Source organism: Corynebacterium tuscaniense (assembly GCF_008693065.1).
Classification (GTDB): Bacteria; Actinomycetota; Actinomycetes; order Mycobacteriales; family Mycobacteriaceae; genus Corynebacterium; species Corynebacterium tuscaniense.
Genome location: NZ_VXKH01000042.1, coordinates 1 through 15793 on the forward strand (window position 1 = coordinate 1; position 15793 = coordinate 15793).

Annotated in this window: 17 protein-coding genes, 1 tRNA gene and 1 pseudogene; 8 read left to right on the forward strand and 11 right to left on the reverse strand. The window is 61.7% G+C overall.

The window, feature by feature from the left end:
• Both F4V54_RS11760 and rlmB read left to right on the forward strand, forming a co-directional pair.
• Positions 1 to 170 (forward strand): CysS/YqeB C-terminal domain-containing protein (locus F4V54_RS11760; protein WP_428840489.1); only part of this gene is annotated, 170 nt, incomplete at its 5' end.
• 6 nt (positions 171 to 176) lie between these two features.
• On the forward strand, positions 177 to 1115 hold the full coding sequence (gene rlmB / locus F4V54_RS07860; protein WP_034662217.1) for a 23S rRNA (guanosine(2251)-2'-O)-methyltransferase RlmB: 939 nt from the start codon (positions 177 to 179) through the stop codon (positions 1113 to 1115).
• A 56-nt stretch (positions 1116 to 1171) separates the two neighbouring features.
• Here the strand turns inward: rlmB and F4V54_RS07865 are convergent, their stop codons facing one another.
• The 4 genes from F4V54_RS07865 to F4V54_RS07880 are packed head-to-tail and all read right to left on the reverse strand — an operon-like array spanning position 1172 to position 4998.
• A complete protein-coding gene (locus tag F4V54_RS07865) occupies positions 1172 to 2071 on the reverse strand; it encodes a siderophore-interacting protein (RefSeq protein ID WP_150386777.1) in 900 nt (299 codons plus the stop codon).
• Positions 2072 to 2075: 4 nt separating this feature from the next.
• On the reverse strand, positions 2076 to 2864 hold the full coding sequence (locus F4V54_RS07870) for an ABC transporter ATP-binding protein (RefSeq protein WP_150386778.1): 789 nt from the start codon (positions 2862 to 2864) through the stop codon (positions 2076 to 2078).
• Positions 2864 to 3928, reverse strand: a complete 1065-nt coding sequence (locus F4V54_RS07875) for a FecCD family ABC transporter permease (RefSeq protein WP_249041260.1) — start codon at positions 3926 to 3928, stop codon at positions 2864 to 2866. Before F4V54_RS07875 ends, F4V54_RS07870 begins: the two co-directional genes overlap by 1 nt.
• A complete protein-coding gene (locus F4V54_RS07880) occupies positions 3925 to 4998 on the reverse strand; it encodes a FecCD family ABC transporter permease (RefSeq protein WP_150386779.1) in 1074 nt (357 codons plus the stop codon). The genes F4V54_RS07875 and F4V54_RS07880 overlap by 4 nt, the downstream gene beginning before the upstream one ends.
• Before the next feature lie 76 nt (positions 4999 to 5074).
• Here F4V54_RS07880 and F4V54_RS07885 point away from each other — a divergent pair, with 76 nt between their 5' ends.
• Positions 5075 to 6097 carry an iron-siderophore ABC transporter substrate-binding protein gene (locus tag F4V54_RS07885; protein WP_249041261.1) on the forward strand — a complete coding sequence of 341 codons (1023 nt, stop codon included), beginning with the start codon at positions 5075 to 5077 and terminating at the stop codon, positions 6095 to 6097.
• Positions 6098 to 6138: 41 nt separating this feature from the next.
• Here F4V54_RS07885 and F4V54_RS07890 read toward each other — a convergent pair whose 3' ends face one another.
• Entirely contained in the window at positions 6139 to 6999 is an 861-nt protein-coding gene (locus F4V54_RS07890; RefSeq protein WP_034662228.1) for a CE1 family esterase, read from the reverse strand.
• Positions 7000 to 7028: 29 nt separating this feature from the next.
• Here F4V54_RS07890 and F4V54_RS07895 point away from each other — a divergent pair, with 29 nt between their 5' ends.
• Positions 7029 to 8114: a LacI family DNA-binding transcriptional regulator gene (locus tag F4V54_RS07895; RefSeq protein WP_150386781.1), complete on the forward strand. Its 1086-nt coding sequence runs from the start codon at positions 7029 to 7031 to the stop codon at positions 8112 to 8114.
• Here the strand turns inward: F4V54_RS07895 and F4V54_RS07900 are convergent.
• The 5 genes from F4V54_RS07900 to thrE all read right to left on the reverse strand — a co-directional run bounded on the left by F4V54_RS07900 (position 8077) and on the right by thrE (position 12610).
• Positions 8077 to 8832 (reverse strand): trehalose-phosphatase, encoded by a 756-nt coding sequence (locus F4V54_RS07900; RefSeq protein ID WP_150386782.1) that lies wholly within the window; start codon positions 8830 to 8832, stop codon positions 8077 to 8079. The genes F4V54_RS07895 and F4V54_RS07900 overlap by 38 nt on opposite strands.
• A gap of 11 nt (positions 8833 to 8843) precedes the next feature.
• Positions 8844 to 9287 (reverse strand): hypothetical protein, encoded by a 444-nt coding sequence (locus F4V54_RS07905; RefSeq protein WP_102723523.1) that lies wholly within the window; start codon positions 9285 to 9287, stop codon positions 8844 to 8846.
• Positions 9287 to 10621 carry an alpha,alpha-trehalose-phosphate synthase (UDP-forming) gene (locus F4V54_RS07910; protein ID WP_150386783.1) on the reverse strand — a complete coding sequence of 445 codons (1335 nt, stop codon included), beginning with the start codon at positions 10619 to 10621 and terminating at the stop codon, positions 9287 to 9289. The genes F4V54_RS07905 and F4V54_RS07910 overlap by 1 nt, the downstream gene beginning before the upstream one ends.
• An 18-nt stretch (positions 10622 to 10639) precedes the next feature.
• Positions 10640 to 11011, reverse strand: a complete 372-nt coding sequence (locus F4V54_RS07915) for a histone (RefSeq protein ID WP_150386784.1) — start codon at positions 11009 to 11011, stop codon at positions 10640 to 10642.
• Between the two features lie 66 nt (positions 11012 to 11077).
• Positions 11078 to 12610: a threonine/serine exporter ThrE gene (gene thrE, locus F4V54_RS07920; protein ID WP_170253130.1), complete on the reverse strand. Its 1533-nt coding sequence runs from the start codon at positions 12608 to 12610 to the stop codon at positions 11078 to 11080.
• A 126-nt stretch (positions 12611 to 12736) separates the two neighbouring features.
• Here thrE and F4V54_RS07925 point away from each other — a divergent pair.
• The 3 genes from F4V54_RS07925 (at position 12737) to F4V54_RS07935 (ending at position 15098) form a co-directional block, all read left to right on the forward strand.
• A tRNA-Thr gene (locus F4V54_RS07925) sits at positions 12737 to 12809 on the forward strand.
• Positions 12810 to 12946: 137 nt separating this feature from the next.
• Positions 12947 to 13660: a response regulator transcription factor gene (locus tag F4V54_RS07930; protein ID WP_034662242.1), complete on the forward strand. Its 714-nt coding sequence runs from the start codon at positions 12947 to 12949 to the stop codon at positions 13658 to 13660.
• 19 nt (positions 13661 to 13679) lie between these two features.
• Positions 13680 to 15098, forward strand: a complete 1419-nt coding sequence (locus F4V54_RS07935; protein ID WP_150386785.1) for a sensor histidine kinase — start codon at positions 13680 to 13682, stop codon at positions 15096 to 15098.
• A 4-nt stretch (positions 15099 to 15102) separates the two neighbouring features.
• Here the strand turns inward: F4V54_RS07935 and F4V54_RS07940 are convergent, their stop codons facing one another.
• On the reverse strand, positions 15103 to 15525 hold the full coding sequence (locus tag F4V54_RS07940) for an HIT family protein (RefSeq protein WP_150386786.1): 423 nt from the start codon (positions 15523 to 15525) through the stop codon (positions 15103 to 15105).
• Positions 15526 to 15556: 31 nt separating this feature from the next.
• Here F4V54_RS07940 and F4V54_RS07945 point away from each other — a divergent pair.
• Positions 15557 to 15793 (forward strand): annotated as a pseudogene (locus F4V54_RS07945) (phosphoribosylamine--glycine ligase N-terminal domain-containing protein); the annotation flags it as partial.

Here is a 15793-nt window from a genome sequence, read left to right on the forward strand (position 1 = left end):
CGGCGGAGGCGGCTCTGGATGTCCTCGTCCAGGTTGAACTGGAACGTCGCGCGCAGGCTCGCGCCGACAAGGACTGGGCCACCGCCGACGAAGTCCGCGACCGTCTGGCCGCCGCTGGCATCGATGTCACCGACACCGCCGATGGTGCCACGTGGGAGCTGAAGGGATAAAGAAGAATGGCTAAACCGTACGAGCGCCCCGATAAGCAAAAGAAGAACAAGAAAGGCGCCACTAAAGGCTCCGGCGGCAAGCGTCGACGTGGCCTGGCGGGCAAGGGGCCGACACCGAAGGCCGAGGACCGCGTGTACCACTCCGCCCATAAGCGGAAGTTGGAGCGCCAGCGCCGTGATCAGGGCCGCCATGAACGGGAGCAAGCGGACCTCGTGGTGGGCCGCAACCCTGTCATCGAGTGCTTGCACGCGAAGGTGCCGGCTGAGGCCCTTATCATCGCGCACGGCACGGGCCACGATGATCGCTTGAGCGAGGCCGTCCTCATGGCCAACACTCGCCAGATCCCGGTGCATGAGGTGCCGCGCCGGGACCTGGACAACATGACTGGCAACACTCTCCACCAGGGCATCGGCCTGAAGATTCAGCCGTACAAGTACGCCGACGTCTTCGACCTCATCGCTGGCGTGAATGATCGCGGCGAAACCGGCATGTTCGTCGTCCTGGACAACATCACGGACCCGCGCAACCTGGGTGCGGTGATCCGTTCGACAGCGGCGTTCGGCGGCCACGGCGTAATCATCCCGGAGCGTCGTTCAGCACAGGTCACGGGTGTTGCGTGGCGGACGTCTGCCGGCACGGCTGCCCGTCTGCCGGTTGCGCGTGCGACGAATCTCACGCGCACGATCAAGGAGTTCAAAAACAACGGCTACATGGTCGTGGGCCTTGACGCGGGCGGGGAGCACACCCTGGACACGTTCAACGGTGCGACGGACCCGGTGGTCATCGTCGTCGGTTCCGAGGGCAAGGGCATTTCCCGCCTGGTGCGTGAGAACTGCGACGTCATCATGTCTATCCCCACTGCGGACTGGGTGGAGTCCCTCAACGCCTCCGTCGCCGCGGGTGTTGTGCTCAGCGAGTTCGCCCGCCAGCGCCGCACGAGCTAGAGCTGCCGCGTTGTGGTGGCGGGCTGTATCGTCTGCCGTGCGCAGAGGGGGTGCGGTCAGGGACGGGCGCGGCCCTGGATCCAGAAAGGACTCCAGAAGATGTTCTTCGGGGCAAGTCCCAGTTCTTCTTTGGCAAACCGGCGCGCTTGTTTCGCTAACGCGGATTCGCAGCAGGCGTAGACGTAGCGGATGCCGTCAAACTTGCGTTCAACACGGAGCTTGCAGGTCAGGCACTGTAGTAGAGCATCGACGTGATCGGAGTAGCCGGCATACACGATGTCCATGCTGGCCACGCGTGATCGCCAATTGAGGAACTCCGGTGAATGATCGGCGGACGATTCGGACACGAGAACAACGTGTGTTTGAGCCAGCTCGGCAGGGTGGAATTCGTCGAGGAACTCGAGAATGCCCAGGATTGACGGGGCGGAGGTTGCGTCACCGACGAGCAGCTGCGGCTCCGCACGATTGAACGGGGCGTACGACGGCCGGTGCCACAGCCCGTTTGCCGCCACAATGCCCACCTTGTCGCCGGGAGTGGCGGAGAGTACCCATCGTAGGCCGGGGCCTTTCGCATCGGCGACGTTGTCTACTCCGTGAGTGACGATCTGTGTGGATAGAGTGTTGTCACGCCAGTTCAAGTGGCGGATTGTGTACCAGCGAAGATCGGGACGGGTGGCACTGGGCAGCGACGCGACATGGCCGCGGATGTTCGCCGTTGCCTGCGGAGGTATCGGCGTATAGTCCTGGCCGTGCTGTGGCATGAGCAGGCCGAAGAATTCGTCGGGTCCTGTGATGCCGAAACTGGCCAGCTCAGGGGCATAGAAAGTGATCTCCCGAACGTGTGGCGCGATTAGTTTGTTGGACACGACTTCCGCTGTGAATACTTCCGCGCCGTCGCGGGTGGGGATGGTGTTGATGTGGGGGTCTGTAAACGCCGCCGATGGTGAGATAGCCACGGTGTCACCTTTTTCCCACCGGTGCTGCGGGAATGATGAGCGGACCGCCGACGGCAGGATCTTCTTCGACCAACGCCTCAAGGTCGAAGACGCTGCGCAGTAGATCAGGTGTGATCACGTCAGCGGGGGATCCGGCGGCGTGCAGCGCGCCGTCGCGTATGACAAGGAGGTGGTCGGAGTAGCGGGCGGCGAGGTTGAGGTCGTGTAGCACCATGACCACGGTGCGGTCGAGTTGGGTGTTGAGCCGCCGCACTAGGTTGAGTACGTCGATGGAGGTGGAGAGGTCGAGGTAGGTGGTGGGTTCGTCGAGAAGCATGGTGGGCGTTTGTTGAGCGAGGACCATGGAGATCCAGACGCGTTGGCGCTGCCCGCCGGAGAGCTGGTTGATGTCACGGTTCGCCAGGTCGGTCGATTGGGTTTGGGCGAGCGCGTCTGCGACGACCTCGCGGTCTGTCGATGACCATTGGTTGAACCACGTTTGATGCGGGTGTCTGCCCCGCCCCACCAGGTCTTTGACCAGTAGTCCCTCGGGCGCTGTGGGGCTTTGAGGCAGCATGGACAACAGCGTGGCGAGCTGTTTGCGGGGCATCGCGCGCACGTCGCGGCCACCAAGAAGCACTTCGCCTGACGACGCCACTAGTCGCCCCACCGCCTTCAACATTGTCGACTTCCCGCACCCGTTAGGCCCGATGACCGTGGTCACTTTGCCGGCAGGGATGTTTACGTCGAGTCCGTCAATGACTGTCTTCGTTCCGTATGAGACCCGTAGGTTGCGCACGGTGATGCCGTCCATTAGATCGAATTCCTCCGGTTGTTTTGAATCAGCACGTAGATGAGGAAGCTTCCGCCAAGCACTGCGGTGAGCAGGCCCACCGGAAGGGCGACGGGCAGAGCGTGGGTGGTGACCAAGTCGGACGCTGTGACGAGCAGCGCGCCGGTGAGCGCTGAAGCGGTCAGTGGCGGTGAAGAAACCGCGCACAGACGCAACGCCACCTGCGGCGCGACGAATGCGACGAACCCGATTGGTCCTGCCGCTGCCACCGCCACGGCTGCAAGAACGGCCGAGCAGGCGATGAACGTTAATTGGTTCCGGCGGGGGTTCTGCCCCAATCCGGTGGCGAAATCAGGGCCAAGCTCCATCGCTTTGAACTGGTAGCTGATCCAGGCTATGACAGGGATAAATACTCCCAGCAGGACGAAGACGGGGGTGGCGGTATGCCAGTTGGCGGCGTTGAGGGAGCCGGTAAGCCAGACAGTGGCTGCTTGGGCGTCGCGAAGATCGGCGCGGATGAGAAGGTAGCTGACGTACGCTTGGAGCAGCGCATTGATGATCACGCCGAAGAGGACCAGACGGAAGGAATCGACATTGCGCCGGAACGCAAGCAGCCAGATCACCAGCGCCGACGCCATTGCGCCGCCTGCTGCCGCAGTGGAGATGCCCAGCCCACCGATCCATGACGTGACCACGCTCGCGCTTCCCGTGCCAATCACGATCACAGTGACGGCTGCAGCGGACGCGCCCATCGTGATGCCGAGGATATCGGGACTAGCCAGCGGGTTCCGCGTGACAGACTGCATCAGCGCACCAGATAGCCCCAGTGTGGCGCCCACGCCGACGGCTGTTGCAGCGCGTGGCATACGCCATTTGAGCACCACGAGTTTCTCTGTCGTCTCACCCCCGCCGAGCAGAACGTTCCAAACGGCGCCAAGTGGCAGGTTGTAATCGCCCACAGCGAGCTTGAGGGCGAAGATCACAAGCACAGTCAGCGCCAGCAGCACCGTGGCAAGGAAGGTTCGCGGCCGCCACGCCGCGCTCAATCCGCCTATGCTTATCGACGCCCTCACTGCCTCCTTCACAGCGCCCTCACCTTATTCCTGTACATCATCCATATGAAGAACGGGGCCCCCACAAACGCCAGCACGATGCCCACTTGCACTTCCGCTGGGCGGGCGATGAGGCGTCCGGCGATATCGGCGTACAGCAAAAAGTTCGCCCCAATGACACTGGAGAGGGGGAGGATCCAGCGATAGTCCGGACCGCAGATTGTGCGGCTGATGTGCGGAACAACCAGGGCGAGGAAGCCGATTGGGCCTGCCGCTGCTGTTGCGGAGCCGGCTAGTAGAGCGATGATCGCCATCCCGGCCACCCGGTGTCGTTGCACATTTACGCCTAGTGAGCTGGCTACGTCTTCGCCCAGCGTCAACAGGTTCAGCCCTGGGGCCGAAGCGAATGCCGCCACCACCCCGAAGCCGATGAACGGCAGCACACCCCAGAAGACGTCGAGGCTGCGGCCTGCCACGGAGCCTACGTTCCAGAAACGCATTTGGTCGAGGGAGTTGGCGTCGATAAGCACGAAGGCGGAGGTGGCTGCCCCCATCACCGCCGACAACGCAGCCCCGCCAAGTATCAGATTCAACGGGTTGACATGGCCGTTTCCCGCAGCGGCGAGCGCGAAAACCGCTACCGTGGCTAGCCCCGCCCCGATGAACGCCACGACCGCTGACCCGGTCACGCTTGTTACCCCGAGGAACGTGAATGACACCACCACCGCCAGCGCCGCCCCCGCAGACACTCCCAAAATTCCCGGATCTGCCAACGGGTTGCGCGTGTGCCCCTGAATCAATGCCCCCGCCACGCCGAGGGCCGCTCCCACGAGGATTGCCAACAGCGTGCGCGGGAACCGCAGCGCCGCAACAGTGAGTTCGTCCTGTGAAATCGTGTCCATGTTGCGGCGGAGGTCGCGGATGTGGGTGAGTGCGTGCCAGACGTCGACAAGCTCGATGTTGCGCGCGCCAACCGCAAGACTGAGTATGAACCCCGCCGCGAGCAACGCGAAAAGTGCTGCTAATGCACCACTTTTGCCCGTCAGGCTGAAACCGGAGCGCACCGTATGGGGTGGCGGATCCGCCTGCGTCGCAGTTTTCATGACAGGCAGTCTAGACTACCTAGCACCAGTTAGGGTAGCCTGACCTATCGAACTATTTATGGGTGGAAGGATTGACATGAAACGTATCGCTAGCCTTTTCGTAGCCTGTGCAACCGCGGTGGCACTCGCCGCGTGCTCCGGCACCGCAAACGACCCGAACGACCCCGGTTCCGCAAACGGCGCGCCCGCAGGCGACTTCCAGCCCGTGTCCATCAAACACGCGCTCGGGACCGCAGAAATCAAGGAGAAGCCCGAGCGCATCGTCACCATTGGTCAAGGCTCTGCCGAAATCGCCATCGCGATGGGCCACACCCCCGTTGCGATCCAGTCCTACGCCTGGGGGTCCGACGCTTCCGGCTACCTCCCCTGGGTCAAGGAAGCCGTCGAAGAACGTGGTGGCGAGCTGCCCGAACAGTTCGAAGGCGATGACGCGCTTAGCGCAGAGGAAATCCTCGGCTACAAACCTGACGTGATCCTCGCACCATGGTCAGGCATCACTCAGGAACAGTACGACCAGCTGTCCAAGATTGCCCCAACCATCGCCTACGAGAAAGATCCGTGGACGATCACCTGGGAAGAGCAAGTCGACGTCATTGCTCAAGCACTTGGTGAACCCGACAAAGCCCAAGCCGTCAAGGACGATGTCAAAGCAGCCTTCGAGGAGCAGACCGAAGAAGACTACGGTAACTACACCTTCAGTTACATTTACAATAGTGGCCCCCAGAACCTGGGTATTTTCCTTCCCGGCGAGCAGCGCGTCGCGTTCGTGTCCAACCTTGGCCTGAAAGTTGACGATGTGTACAAGCAGTTCCCGGAAGTTCCCGGCACCGACTCCGCTGAACTGTCCAAAGAGAACGCGGACGCACTAAACAGCTCTGATCTCATATTCACGTTCTACTCTGATGAAGCTAACCGTGATGAGATGCACAAGGACCCTGTCTACTCTCGCATCAAGGCCATCGAGAAAGGTGCCGAGGTCGCAGCGACGGATCAGTCGTTGGTCACCGCGTCGTCGATCATCAACCCGCTAACCGTGCGGTGGGCTGCGCCGCGATTCAAGGAGCTTATCGACGCCGCCATCACCAACGCCAACAAATAATCCCGGCCGCTAGTCGCACTGGCTCGACTTGAGCTATTTATCTAGAGCCCGAAGAACTCCGCCACCAGCTCGGCCCCCACGACTTTGTTCGTGCCGGGGCCGAGCTTTTTGTCCATCTCTTTCGGGTTGGGCACCAGGTGACCCATGCCCTCGATCGTCCACAGCTCGACCGGATTTTTCGCTTCTCGACGTTCACCCCACCTATCCACCCACACCCCCTCTACCACTTCTGTGGTGGTGTAATCGCCAGAATCGAGCCCGTTGAGCTGCGCGAAGAAGCGAGCGGAGTCTAGTGCGGAGCGCGCCACTCCACGGTTGGCGTTGCCGATGCCGGAGACGCCACCTTCATAGGGCACGAGAGGGTCCGCTGTCCCTTGAACGGAGAGGACGGGGACGGGCGCCCAATCCTCGAAGTGCGCGGCGAGTTCCGGCAGCACGTTATCAGCCGCCGGCCACGGCGATCCGAAACATGCGATGCCATCCAGGAAACCGGGCGCCTCCAACCCCAGTCGTTGCAGCATCTGGCCACCGTTGGAGAAGCCACAGCCGATGATCCGGCCAAAGCCTGTGCCAATGTCTGAGCCAAACTCTGCGGTGAGGTGGGAGGGGAGGGAGGTGAGGAAGGAGGTATCGTCGATAAGCGATTTGCGCGCTGCCTCGTTGAAGCCGACTCGATGGTCGTTGAAATGCCTGTCCACGCCGTCCGGGTACACGACGACGCAGCCCCGCGCGGTCAACGCGTCGAATGTGTTGGCTGTGAAGCGTCGTGCGACGGAGCCGGACTGCAATGAGCCGTGGAGGAACAACACCAGATCCGCACTCGGTGACACCTCCTCCGGCAGGACACATGTGACGCGGCGTTCGCGGCCGTCGTGGGGCAATATGAGGCGCTGGACAATCACGTCCTACACACTAGCGTTACAGTGGCCACATGAGTCAGAAGAAGGGCACTCTCGCCTCCATCGCCGCTGAGCTGGGTGTTTCGCGTACGACGGTGTCGAATGCCTACAACCGCCCAGAGCAGCTGTCCCCGGAGCTGCGCGAGAAGATCTTCGCGGTGGCCCGCGCACGCGGCTACACAGGGCCGGACCCGATGGCCCGCAGTTTGCGCACGCGCCGGGTGGGGGCGATTGGGGTGATTCTGACGGAGCATGTGTCGTATGCGTTTGAGGATCAGGCATCGATAGATTTTCTGGCCGGGCTCGGGGAGAGCTCCGCTGGCGCCAACACCGCGCTGACCCTCATCCCATTGGGGCCGGCCGATACAGGGGAGATAAGCCCACTTATTGCTGGCGCGCTCGTGGACGGCTTCGTGGTTTACTCCGTGCCGTACGGCGAGCCACACCTTAACGCAGTGCACGCGCGGGGCCTGCCGGTGGTGGTGTGCGATCAGCCGTACCCAGAGGGGGACGTCGCCTTCGTGGGCATTGATGACCGAGAGGCGATTAAGCCGGCGGCGCGTGCTCTCGTGGAGGCGGGCCATCGCAGGATTGGCATTGTGGGTAAGCGCTTGTTCAAGGACGTGGCGCGCGAAGGCACCGTGACTAAAGCAGAGGTCGAAGCGGCAGACATGCACGTGCAGCGTGCCCGAGTGCTGGGTGCGCTCGACGTGTTCACGGAGGCCGGCATCACCAATGTGCCTGTGGTTACGCGTCACTTCAATGATTACGGGTCCGCGATGGATGCCGCGCGTGAGCTGTTCGCGCAGGCCCCGGACCTGACCGGGGTGCTGTGTACGACGGATTCGATGGCGCTCGGTGTGCTGGAATACTGCCTCGAACATGGCTTGGATGTGCCGGGGGATATCTCCGTCACGGGCTTCGACGGCGTGGAGTGGGCCCTTGCGCGCGGCTTGACCACGGTAATTCAGCCCAACAAGCAGAAGGGCGCGACCGTGGGGAAAGTGCTCTCGGAGCTCGTTGAAAGTTCGCTTATCGACGAATCCCCCCACCTTCCCCGCCTCACCCTTCCCACCCGTTTCAGTCCTGGGCAGACCGTCGGGCCACCGCGAGATTGAGAAGAAACTGCGCCATCTCTTCCACGGAGCCGAGGCGATGCTGCGCGCAGGTCTCGGCTGAGGCGGTGCTGCCGGTTGCTGCGCTGACTTTGATTCCCACATCGCCCCGCGCCGGGTCGAGCACAGCGAGAGCGGTTTCATCGGTGACGTCATCACCTGCGAACAAAGTGGCATCGAAGCGTGTTTTCTCAGCGGCTAACCACGTTCCCTTCGTTGTGGTTACGGCTGAAAACTCCACGACGTTGTGACCCGGCATCGGCGGAATGCGTGAGGTGAGTGCGAGGGCGTCACGCAGCATTGCGGCCCTGAGCGTGACATCCTTCACTTTGGCTACGTGCAGCACGCGCTGGTAGGGCTTTTCTTCCACGAAGGACGCCGCCACCGCGATCCGTTTCAGCTCGGCGCCAATGCGGTCCAATTCAGCCTGCTCATCAGCGCTCAAGGTCGGCCCGCCGTGGGTTGGTTCCGCACCATGGGAGCCCACGAGGATCACCGGCTCCCGTAGCGGGCATACCTGCCGCAAGCCCTCCAAGTGGCGCCCGGATAACACGGCAACAGTGGTTCCCGAAAGTCCCGCAAGTTCCTCCAGGGCAGTGATCGCCCCAGGATGCGGCTGAACCGCATATGCGTCAGGCCCAAGCTCGCAGATTGTGCCATCAAAATCAACGCAGACCAGGAGGTTCTCTACCTGCGCCAGCGAAGAAAGTAGCTTGCTCATCACAGCGCCTGTCACTGTGCCACGAGCCTTAACGCGGGCTTATCCACCGCATCCGTCCGCTTGGTCATCACTAGCTCTTTGGGTGAGTCCTCGCCGTAGCTGCGGATGTCGAACTCGGAGCCCTCGGTCAGCAGGGAGGTCAGGTGGTTGTGGAGGAGGCGGGTGCCGCCCTGGCAGGCGTCGATAAGCGGGCCTTCCTTGACTTCCACCAACCGGACAAAATCACTGGAGACTTCAGCCCGCGCCTGCAAAGGGGCGCATCCCGTCTGCACCGCGATTGACGAGGGGCCGAACGCAAGCACCGCGCGACCAGCCGCATCCGGCGTCACCCCACCCGGCGTCGCCGGATCAACATACACCGCAACAACCTCCCACGTCGTCTCCTCCAGCTCTCCCGGCTGCGACGCGCACCCGGCAAGCAGAACACAGGAGGCTAACGCCACCACACGCTTCATCAACGGTCCTTTCTCACAGCGGCGAGCTCGCTCAAAAATGCTTCCGCCCAACGCGACACATCATGCTCGCGCACGTGCGCATTCATGTGCAGCATCGCATCGCGCCCGGCGGGGGAGCCCTGCGCCTCGATGGCGGCGACGATGGAGTTTTTCACCGACTCCACATCAAACGGATTGCACAGGTGCGCCCGGTCCAACTCCACCGCAGCGCCTGCGAACTCCGATAAGACCAGCGCCCCGGAACCATCCGGGTGGCACGCGACGTATTCCTTGGCCACCAGGTTCATGCCGTCCTTAAATGGCGTGACCAGCATGATGTCGGCGGCGGAATAGTAACTGCGGAGCTGGGACTTTGACACCGCATGGTGCTCGTAGTGCACCACCGGGTGGCCCAGCTTGCCGTAGCGGCCGTTGATCCGACCGACCGCTTCCTCCACGCCGGCACGGGTAGCCTTATAGCTATCGATGCGCTCCCGCGACGGCGTAGCCACCTGAATCAGCGCCGCCGATTCCAGCCGGCCTTCCTTCAAGAGCTCCTCAAACGCGGTCAGGCGCTGCAGGATGCCCTTGGTGTAGTCAAGGCGGTCCACCCCGAGCATGAGCGTGTCTGGGTTAGACACCAATCCGCGGACTTGCGCAATGGCGGCGTCGTCGGCTTTGTCGAACTCGCTAGCGTCAATCGAGATAGGAAAGGTCCCCGTCCGCGGTGTAGTCACATCCGGGTCGCTGGCGGCAAGATCCAGGAAGTTTGTTTCATCTCGGCGCCGCTGGAAGCCGATCAGGTCCGCTGCCTCTAGCCCGCGCAGCACTTGCTTGCGCCACGGCAACTGGCGGAACAGATCCGGATGGGGGAAAGGAATATGCAGGAAAAACCCGATGGTCACATCTGGGCGCAGCTCCCGCAACATCCCGGGCACCAGCTGCAGTTGGTAATCCTGCACCCACACCGTTGCACCTTCCGCTGCGGCGTCGGCGGCGGCGCGCGCAAACTTCTCATTCACCGCGCGGTAACGCTGCCACCACTGACGGTGGTACTGCGGCGTGACAATCAAGTCGTGGTACAGCGGCCACAGCGTGGAGTTGGAAAACCCCTCGTAGAAGTCCTCGAAGTCATCCGCGTCGAGTTTGACGGGTTGGAGCCGGATGCCGTCGTGGGTAAAAGGCGGGAACGTCGCATCGGGCTCGCCGGGCCAGCCGACCCAGCAGCCACTGTTGCGCTTCAACACGGGGGCAAGCGCCGCCACGAGCCCACCGGGGGATGCCACCCATTGTCCGTCAACCCGGTCAACTGGCAGGCGGTTAGCTATGACAACGAATGCGTTGTCCCCGCTCATGATTCGTCCTCGAACTTTCTAGCTGCTCGTGGATTTCTTAGCGGTTTTCTTGGTGGATTTCTTGGCTGTTTTCTTAGCCGTCTTCTTGGCAGCTTTCTTTGCGGCCTTCTTCACCGTTTTCTTGGCTGACTTTTTGGCCGTTTTCTTGGCAGCCTTCTTCGTCGCCTTCTTTGCCGGCTCGCTCGCGGCCTCTGTGCCGGCCAGGTCCTCTTCGTACTGCTTGTACACCAGACCTTCCGGTTCGACGCCAAGCATGCACATCAAGGTCACCCCGTCCGTCAGGTCCTCGGCGTAGGTGGCCACCACACTGCGCGCGCCCGCGGCGGTTTGTTCCTCGACCGCATGGACGGCGTCCGGGTTCGGGCGGCTGTCAGTGATCTTGGGTGGCACGGTTACCTCCATCGGTGTCGGGTTGATTGCTTATCCACGAGCCCTTCTCGGCCCGTTCATTCTACGCTACTGCCCAGTCGGCGGGATGTTTGGACGCTTGGGCTGCTTGGGGGGTTTGGGCTGGTGTTTTTTGGAGGGGTGGCCTGTGAGGCGTCGAGAAGCGGCTTGTTCGGCGCGTCTGATCTGCTGGAACGTGATTCGGCCTGCGGCGCGGAAAGCGTTGTAGGGGTTGAAAAGTTCGGGGCGGCGGATGCGGCGGGTGATCCATTCGCCGAGGACGACCCCGCCGGCAAGGGCCATGCAGGTACCGATGGCAAGGAAAAGATTGTTCAGGCCTAGTACGGTTTGCTCGTTGAGCAAAGCGTACATACTGCGGTAGACGCCGGAGCCGGGGAGAAACGGGGTGACGCCGGCGACGGCGGTGATGAGCGGCGCGATGAGGAAGCGGCGGGCCAGCAAACCACCGGCGAGGCCGACCATGATGGCGCACAGTGATACGGCGAAGAGGCGCCCAGCGCCGAAGGGGATGAGTACGGCGTAGTAGGTGAAACCGCCCACCAGCGCGGTGACGGCGGACACGATGATTGCACGGATCTCCGCGTAGGCGGCGAGCGCAAAACCGGCGGCGGCGATTGCACCACCGATGATGCGTACGGCGGCGGAGCTGTAGGTCGGTGTGGGCGGTTGCGTCTCGATAGGAGGAAGGCCTGCGCCCATGAGATCGGCGACTTGGATGCCGCCTGCCACACCAGCGACGATTGCGCCGGTGAACAGGATGGCTTGGAAGAAGCGACCGCTGGCGGTGACGGGGGAGCCGGTGACCCCGTCTTGGAGTGATTGCACGAGTGTTAGGCCGGCGAGTAGCACGACGATGCCGGTTGCGATGACTTGGCTTGGCACGATCGTCGTTCCTGCGCGGGCGGCCAATGTGTAGAAGATTGCTGCTGGCACAGTGGCGAGAAAGCCGCCGACAACGCAGTGGTAGAAGTACGGTAGTTCGTTTTTGCCTAGCCACAGGTTGATGGAGGTGATGAGTGCTGCGGTGATGGCGCCGAGGGCGGACATGGAAAGGTCCCCTCCGAGCAGGATGGCCACGGCGGCGCCGAGCATGGTCCAGCCGGCGATGGAGACCCACCAGGGGTAGGGGGGTTTGGCGTTGTAGATGTCGTCGAGGATTTTTTCGGCCATTTCCGGCGGGGTTGCGCCGGCGCGGATGGAGCGGATGAGCCGGTCGACTTCCTGCAGTTTGGTGTAGTTCTCGGTCATATCGGCGACGACGCGGAACACCCCGACGGGTTGTTTGCGAGTGGTCCCGATGATGGAGTTCACGGTGATGGTGTTCAGCGTGATGTCTACGTGGCAGTAGTGCAGGCCGTAGGAAGAAGTGACGGCGTGTATTTGCGCTTTGGCGTCAGAGCTGGTGGTGCCGTTGGCGATGAGGATTTCTCCGACTCGCGCCCCGATGGTCATCACCGCGGCAACTTGCGCGGGGTCTGTCAGGTCAACCGGTGCCAGGACGGACGGCGGCGGAGACGTGCGCGCCTGGTCGATCGTTGCTACAGGGCCGGACGAGCGCAGTGCGTCCCGTAAATTCTTCATCACCGTTGCCACATCGGACACAGTATCTTGTTGGGTGACCGGCGCATACTCATTCCCCCCCTATATCTTTTGTGGCTTGGGGTGGGCTGCTTGTATGATGACGGGTCAGTGCCTTCGGGCGCGGGTGCTGGAGTGGCGCAATCGGTAGCGCAACGGTCTTGTAAACCGTAGGTTGCGAGTTCAAGTCTCGTCTCCAGCTCATTTTTTCGCTTATCGACGATAAACCCCTTACCCCCACCCAGCCGACATACAGGAAACGTTCAGGCTGGGGTTGTTTACTGATGCGAGCTACATGCGTTCTTATGAAACCTAGAGAAAGCGAACCCAGAAAACATCATGGCTGAGACCACAACCCCGCAGAATGTGAAAGTTCTTGTTGTTGATGATGAGCCGAATATCGTTGACCTGTTGACTGTGTCGTTGAAGTTTCAGGGCTTTGACGTTGTCACGGCTGATTCGGGTCAGGAGGCGCTGAAGCTGGCTCATGAGCACGAGCCGGACGCGTACATCCTGGATGTGATGATGCCGGGGATGGATGGCTTTGAGTTGCTGTCCAAGCTGCGCGCGGAGGGGTTGGATGCCCCGGCCCTCTTCCTCACTGCTAAGGATGCGGTGGAGGATCGTATCCATGGCCTGACCATTGGTGCGGATGATTATGTGACCAAGCCGTTCTCCCTCGAAGAGGTGATTACTCGTCTGCGCGTGATTCTGCGCCGCGGCAATGTCACCGATGAGGAGTCGAAGGACGCCACGATCCGTTACGCAGACCTCACCTTGAACGACGAGACGCATGAGGTGACTAAGGCAGGTCAGATCGTTGAACTGTCGCCCACTGAGTTCAACCTGCTGCGCTACTTGATGCTCAATGCTGAGGTGGTGCTGTCCAAGGCGAAGATCCTGGACAACGTGTGGCACTACGATTTCGGTGGGGACGGAAACGTCGTGGAGTCCTACATTTCTTACCTGCGCCGCAAGGTGGACCAGGAAGAGCCAAACCTTATTCAGACGGTGCGCGGCGTTGGCTATGTTCTGCGTACTCCGCGTCAGTAAGGGCTAGACTCCATCTCTCATGGGGTCCCCCACGAAACACTTCACAGGCCGGCCGGCTACTTTTCTGCGTTTTGCCACTGGCTGGGTTTCTCGAATTCGGCTGGCTACGCGCTTGCTGGTCATCTTGATGGTGGTGGCTGGCCTCGGTCTCATTGGCATGTCCACGGCCGTGTGGGGGCTGACGCATAAGCAGATTTATGAGCGCGTGGACGCAGACCTCAAACGCAGTCTTGATTCGTGGGCGTTGAATCCTGATACCCGCTCCATGAACACATCCTTACCGAGTGAGTACATGCTCATCTCCTTCGTGGAGGGAGAGCTTCGGGCGATTAATGCCTCTGGGGACATCCCTAATTTGAGTGGGCTGACCTATGACCGTCAGCCCCACACCGTCGCCTCTCTTCCCTCGAGCGACACCGGGGAAGAGAAACAGTTCCGGGTGATCGCAGTGCAGGCTGTGGATGGCACGGTCACCATCGTGGCTAAGAGGCTGGATGATGAGGTGCGACTGTTGGATGGGCTGGGGGTGGTGTTGGCGTCGATAAGCATTCTTGTGCTTGCGATGATGGGCGCGGCGGGCACATTCTTCGTGCGGCGCGCTCTGCTGCCTATCAAAGATCTGGAAAATACCGCGATGGCAATTGCGGACGGCGCGACAGATTGCCGCGCACCGAACTGGCCACGAAGCACCGAGGTGGGGCAGCTGTCTTACGCCATGAACACTATGATTGAGCAGCTGCAGGAAACACTCGAAAAGTCACAGGAGAAAGAGGAGCAAATGCGCCGCTTTGTCGGTGACGCCTCGCACGAGCTGCGCACTCCGCTGACCAGCATCCGCGGCTACACGGAGCTGTACCGCGCCGGGGCGACCGAAGACGCGGACATGGTGTTAAGCAAAATTGACGAAGAATCCGGCCGCATGAAACTTCTGGTGGAGGACCTGTTGGCGCTCACTCGTGCGGACGGCTCACGCCTGAACATGCGCAGCGTGGACATGCTGGAACTCGTGCTTTCCGTCGCTAGTTCCGCGCGTGCGGCATTCCCGGATCGCTCGCTGCACGTCAACAACGTTGCCGACGACATTCCCATGGTTTCCGGCGACCCCGACCGCCTCCATCAGGTGCTGCTCAACCTGATTTCGAACGGCTTCAAACATGCCGGCCCCGACGCGGAGGTCACCGTCACGGTGCGCGAATATCTCGACCGCGTCTACATCGACGTGGAAGACAACGGCGTGGGCATGTCGCCGGAGGACGCCGCCCACATCTTTGAGCGCTTTTACCGCGCCGACACCTCCCGCAATCGCTCTAAAGGCGGCGGTTCCGGGCTGGGTTTGGCCATTACAAAGTCACTCGTCGAGCAGCATGACGGCGCGATCACCGTGGCTAGCGAACTTGGTAAAGGCACGAAATTCACCGTCAGCTTGCCCAAAGCCTAGTTGCTTATCGGCGCCCGTCTTCTCCGGTTCCTAACCTCTCCCTCAGTTTTGCCGCGGCGAGGTCCATCTCGGCGGGATCGGTGTCGTCAGGGCGCATGACGCTGGCCAGGTTGTAGCCCGACATGTCATTGGCGGGGAAGACGTGGATGTGGGCGTGTGGCACCTCAAAACCGGCGATGAGGTAGCCGGCGCGCTCGGACCCAAACGCGTCGATGATAGCTCGGCCGATCTCCTGCGCGACCTCGTTGGCGTGCAGCCAGACCTGTGGGTCAAGGTCGGTCCACTTGTCTACTTCCGCAACAGGAATGACCAGGGTGTGGCCGTAGGCGATGGGCTCAATGGTCAAAAAGGCGGCGACGGTCTCATCGCGGTAGACGAAGCGACCGGGGATCTCACCGTTCAGAATCTTTGTAAAAACTGTGCTCATGCCTGCCCAGGGTAGCGATACAATCGCAAGCATGCGCATCCTTGTCATCGGTTCGGGCGGCCGCGAACACGCCCTGCTTACTGCACTGTCCCGTACGTCCTCTGGCGAGCATGACCTTCATGTCGCACCTGGGAATGCAGGTATGCACGCCACGCGGCACGATGTGGCTGTCGATGACCCGGCGGCCGTGACCGCCCTGGCCCGCGAGATTGCCGCGGACCTGGTGGTCATCGGCCCGGAGCAACCACTGGTGTCTGGCGTGGCTGAC

What these genes read in the sequence shown, in the direction of transcription:
- thrE (WP_170253130.1), bottom strand. Translation starts at nt 12,610, where the DNA reads ATGAAGAATTTACGGGACGCACTGCGCTCGTCCGGCCCTGTAGCAACG.
- F4V54_RS07880 (WP_150386779.1), bottom strand. Translation starts at nt 4,998, where the DNA reads ATGAAAACTGCGACGCAGGCGGATCCGCCACCCCATACGGTGCGCTCC.
- rlmB (WP_034662217.1), top strand. Translation starts at nt 177, where the DNA reads ATGGCTAAACCGTACGAGCGCCCCGATAAGCAAAAGAAGAACAAGAAA.
- F4V54_RS07930 (WP_034662242.1), top strand. Translation starts at nt 12,947, where the DNA reads ATGGCTGAGACCACAACCCCGCAGAATGTGAAAGTTCTTGTTGTTGAT.
- F4V54_RS07885 (WP_249041261.1), top strand. Translation starts at nt 5,075, where the DNA reads ATGAAACGTATCGCTAGCCTTTTCGTAGCCTGTGCAACCGCGGTGGCA.
- F4V54_RS07900 (WP_150386782.1), bottom strand. Translation starts at nt 8,832, where the DNA reads ATGAGCAAGCTACTTTCTTCGCTGGCGCAGGTAGAGAACCTCCTGGTC.
- F4V54_RS07940 (WP_150386786.1), bottom strand. Translation starts at nt 15,525, where the DNA reads ATGAGCACAGTTTTTACAAAGATTCTGAACGGTGAGATCCCCGGTCGC.
- F4V54_RS07935 (WP_150386785.1), top strand. Translation starts at nt 13,680, where the DNA reads ATGGGGTCCCCCACGAAACACTTCACAGGCCGGCCGGCTACTTTTCTG.
- F4V54_RS07895 (WP_150386781.1), top strand. Translation starts at nt 7,029, where the DNA reads ATGAGTCAGAAGAAGGGCACTCTCGCCTCCATCGCCGCTGAGCTGGGT.
- F4V54_RS07870 (WP_150386778.1), bottom strand. Translation starts at nt 2,864, where the DNA reads ATGGACGGCATCACCGTGCGCAACCTACGGGTCTCATACGGAACGAAG.
- F4V54_RS07910 (WP_150386783.1), bottom strand. Translation starts at nt 10,621, where the DNA reads ATGAGCGGGGACAACGCATTCGTTGTCATAGCTAACCGCCTGCCAGTT.
- F4V54_RS07905 (WP_102723523.1), bottom strand. Translation starts at nt 9,287, where the DNA reads ATGAAGCGTGTGGTGGCGTTAGCCTCCTGTGTTCTGCTTGCCGGGTGC.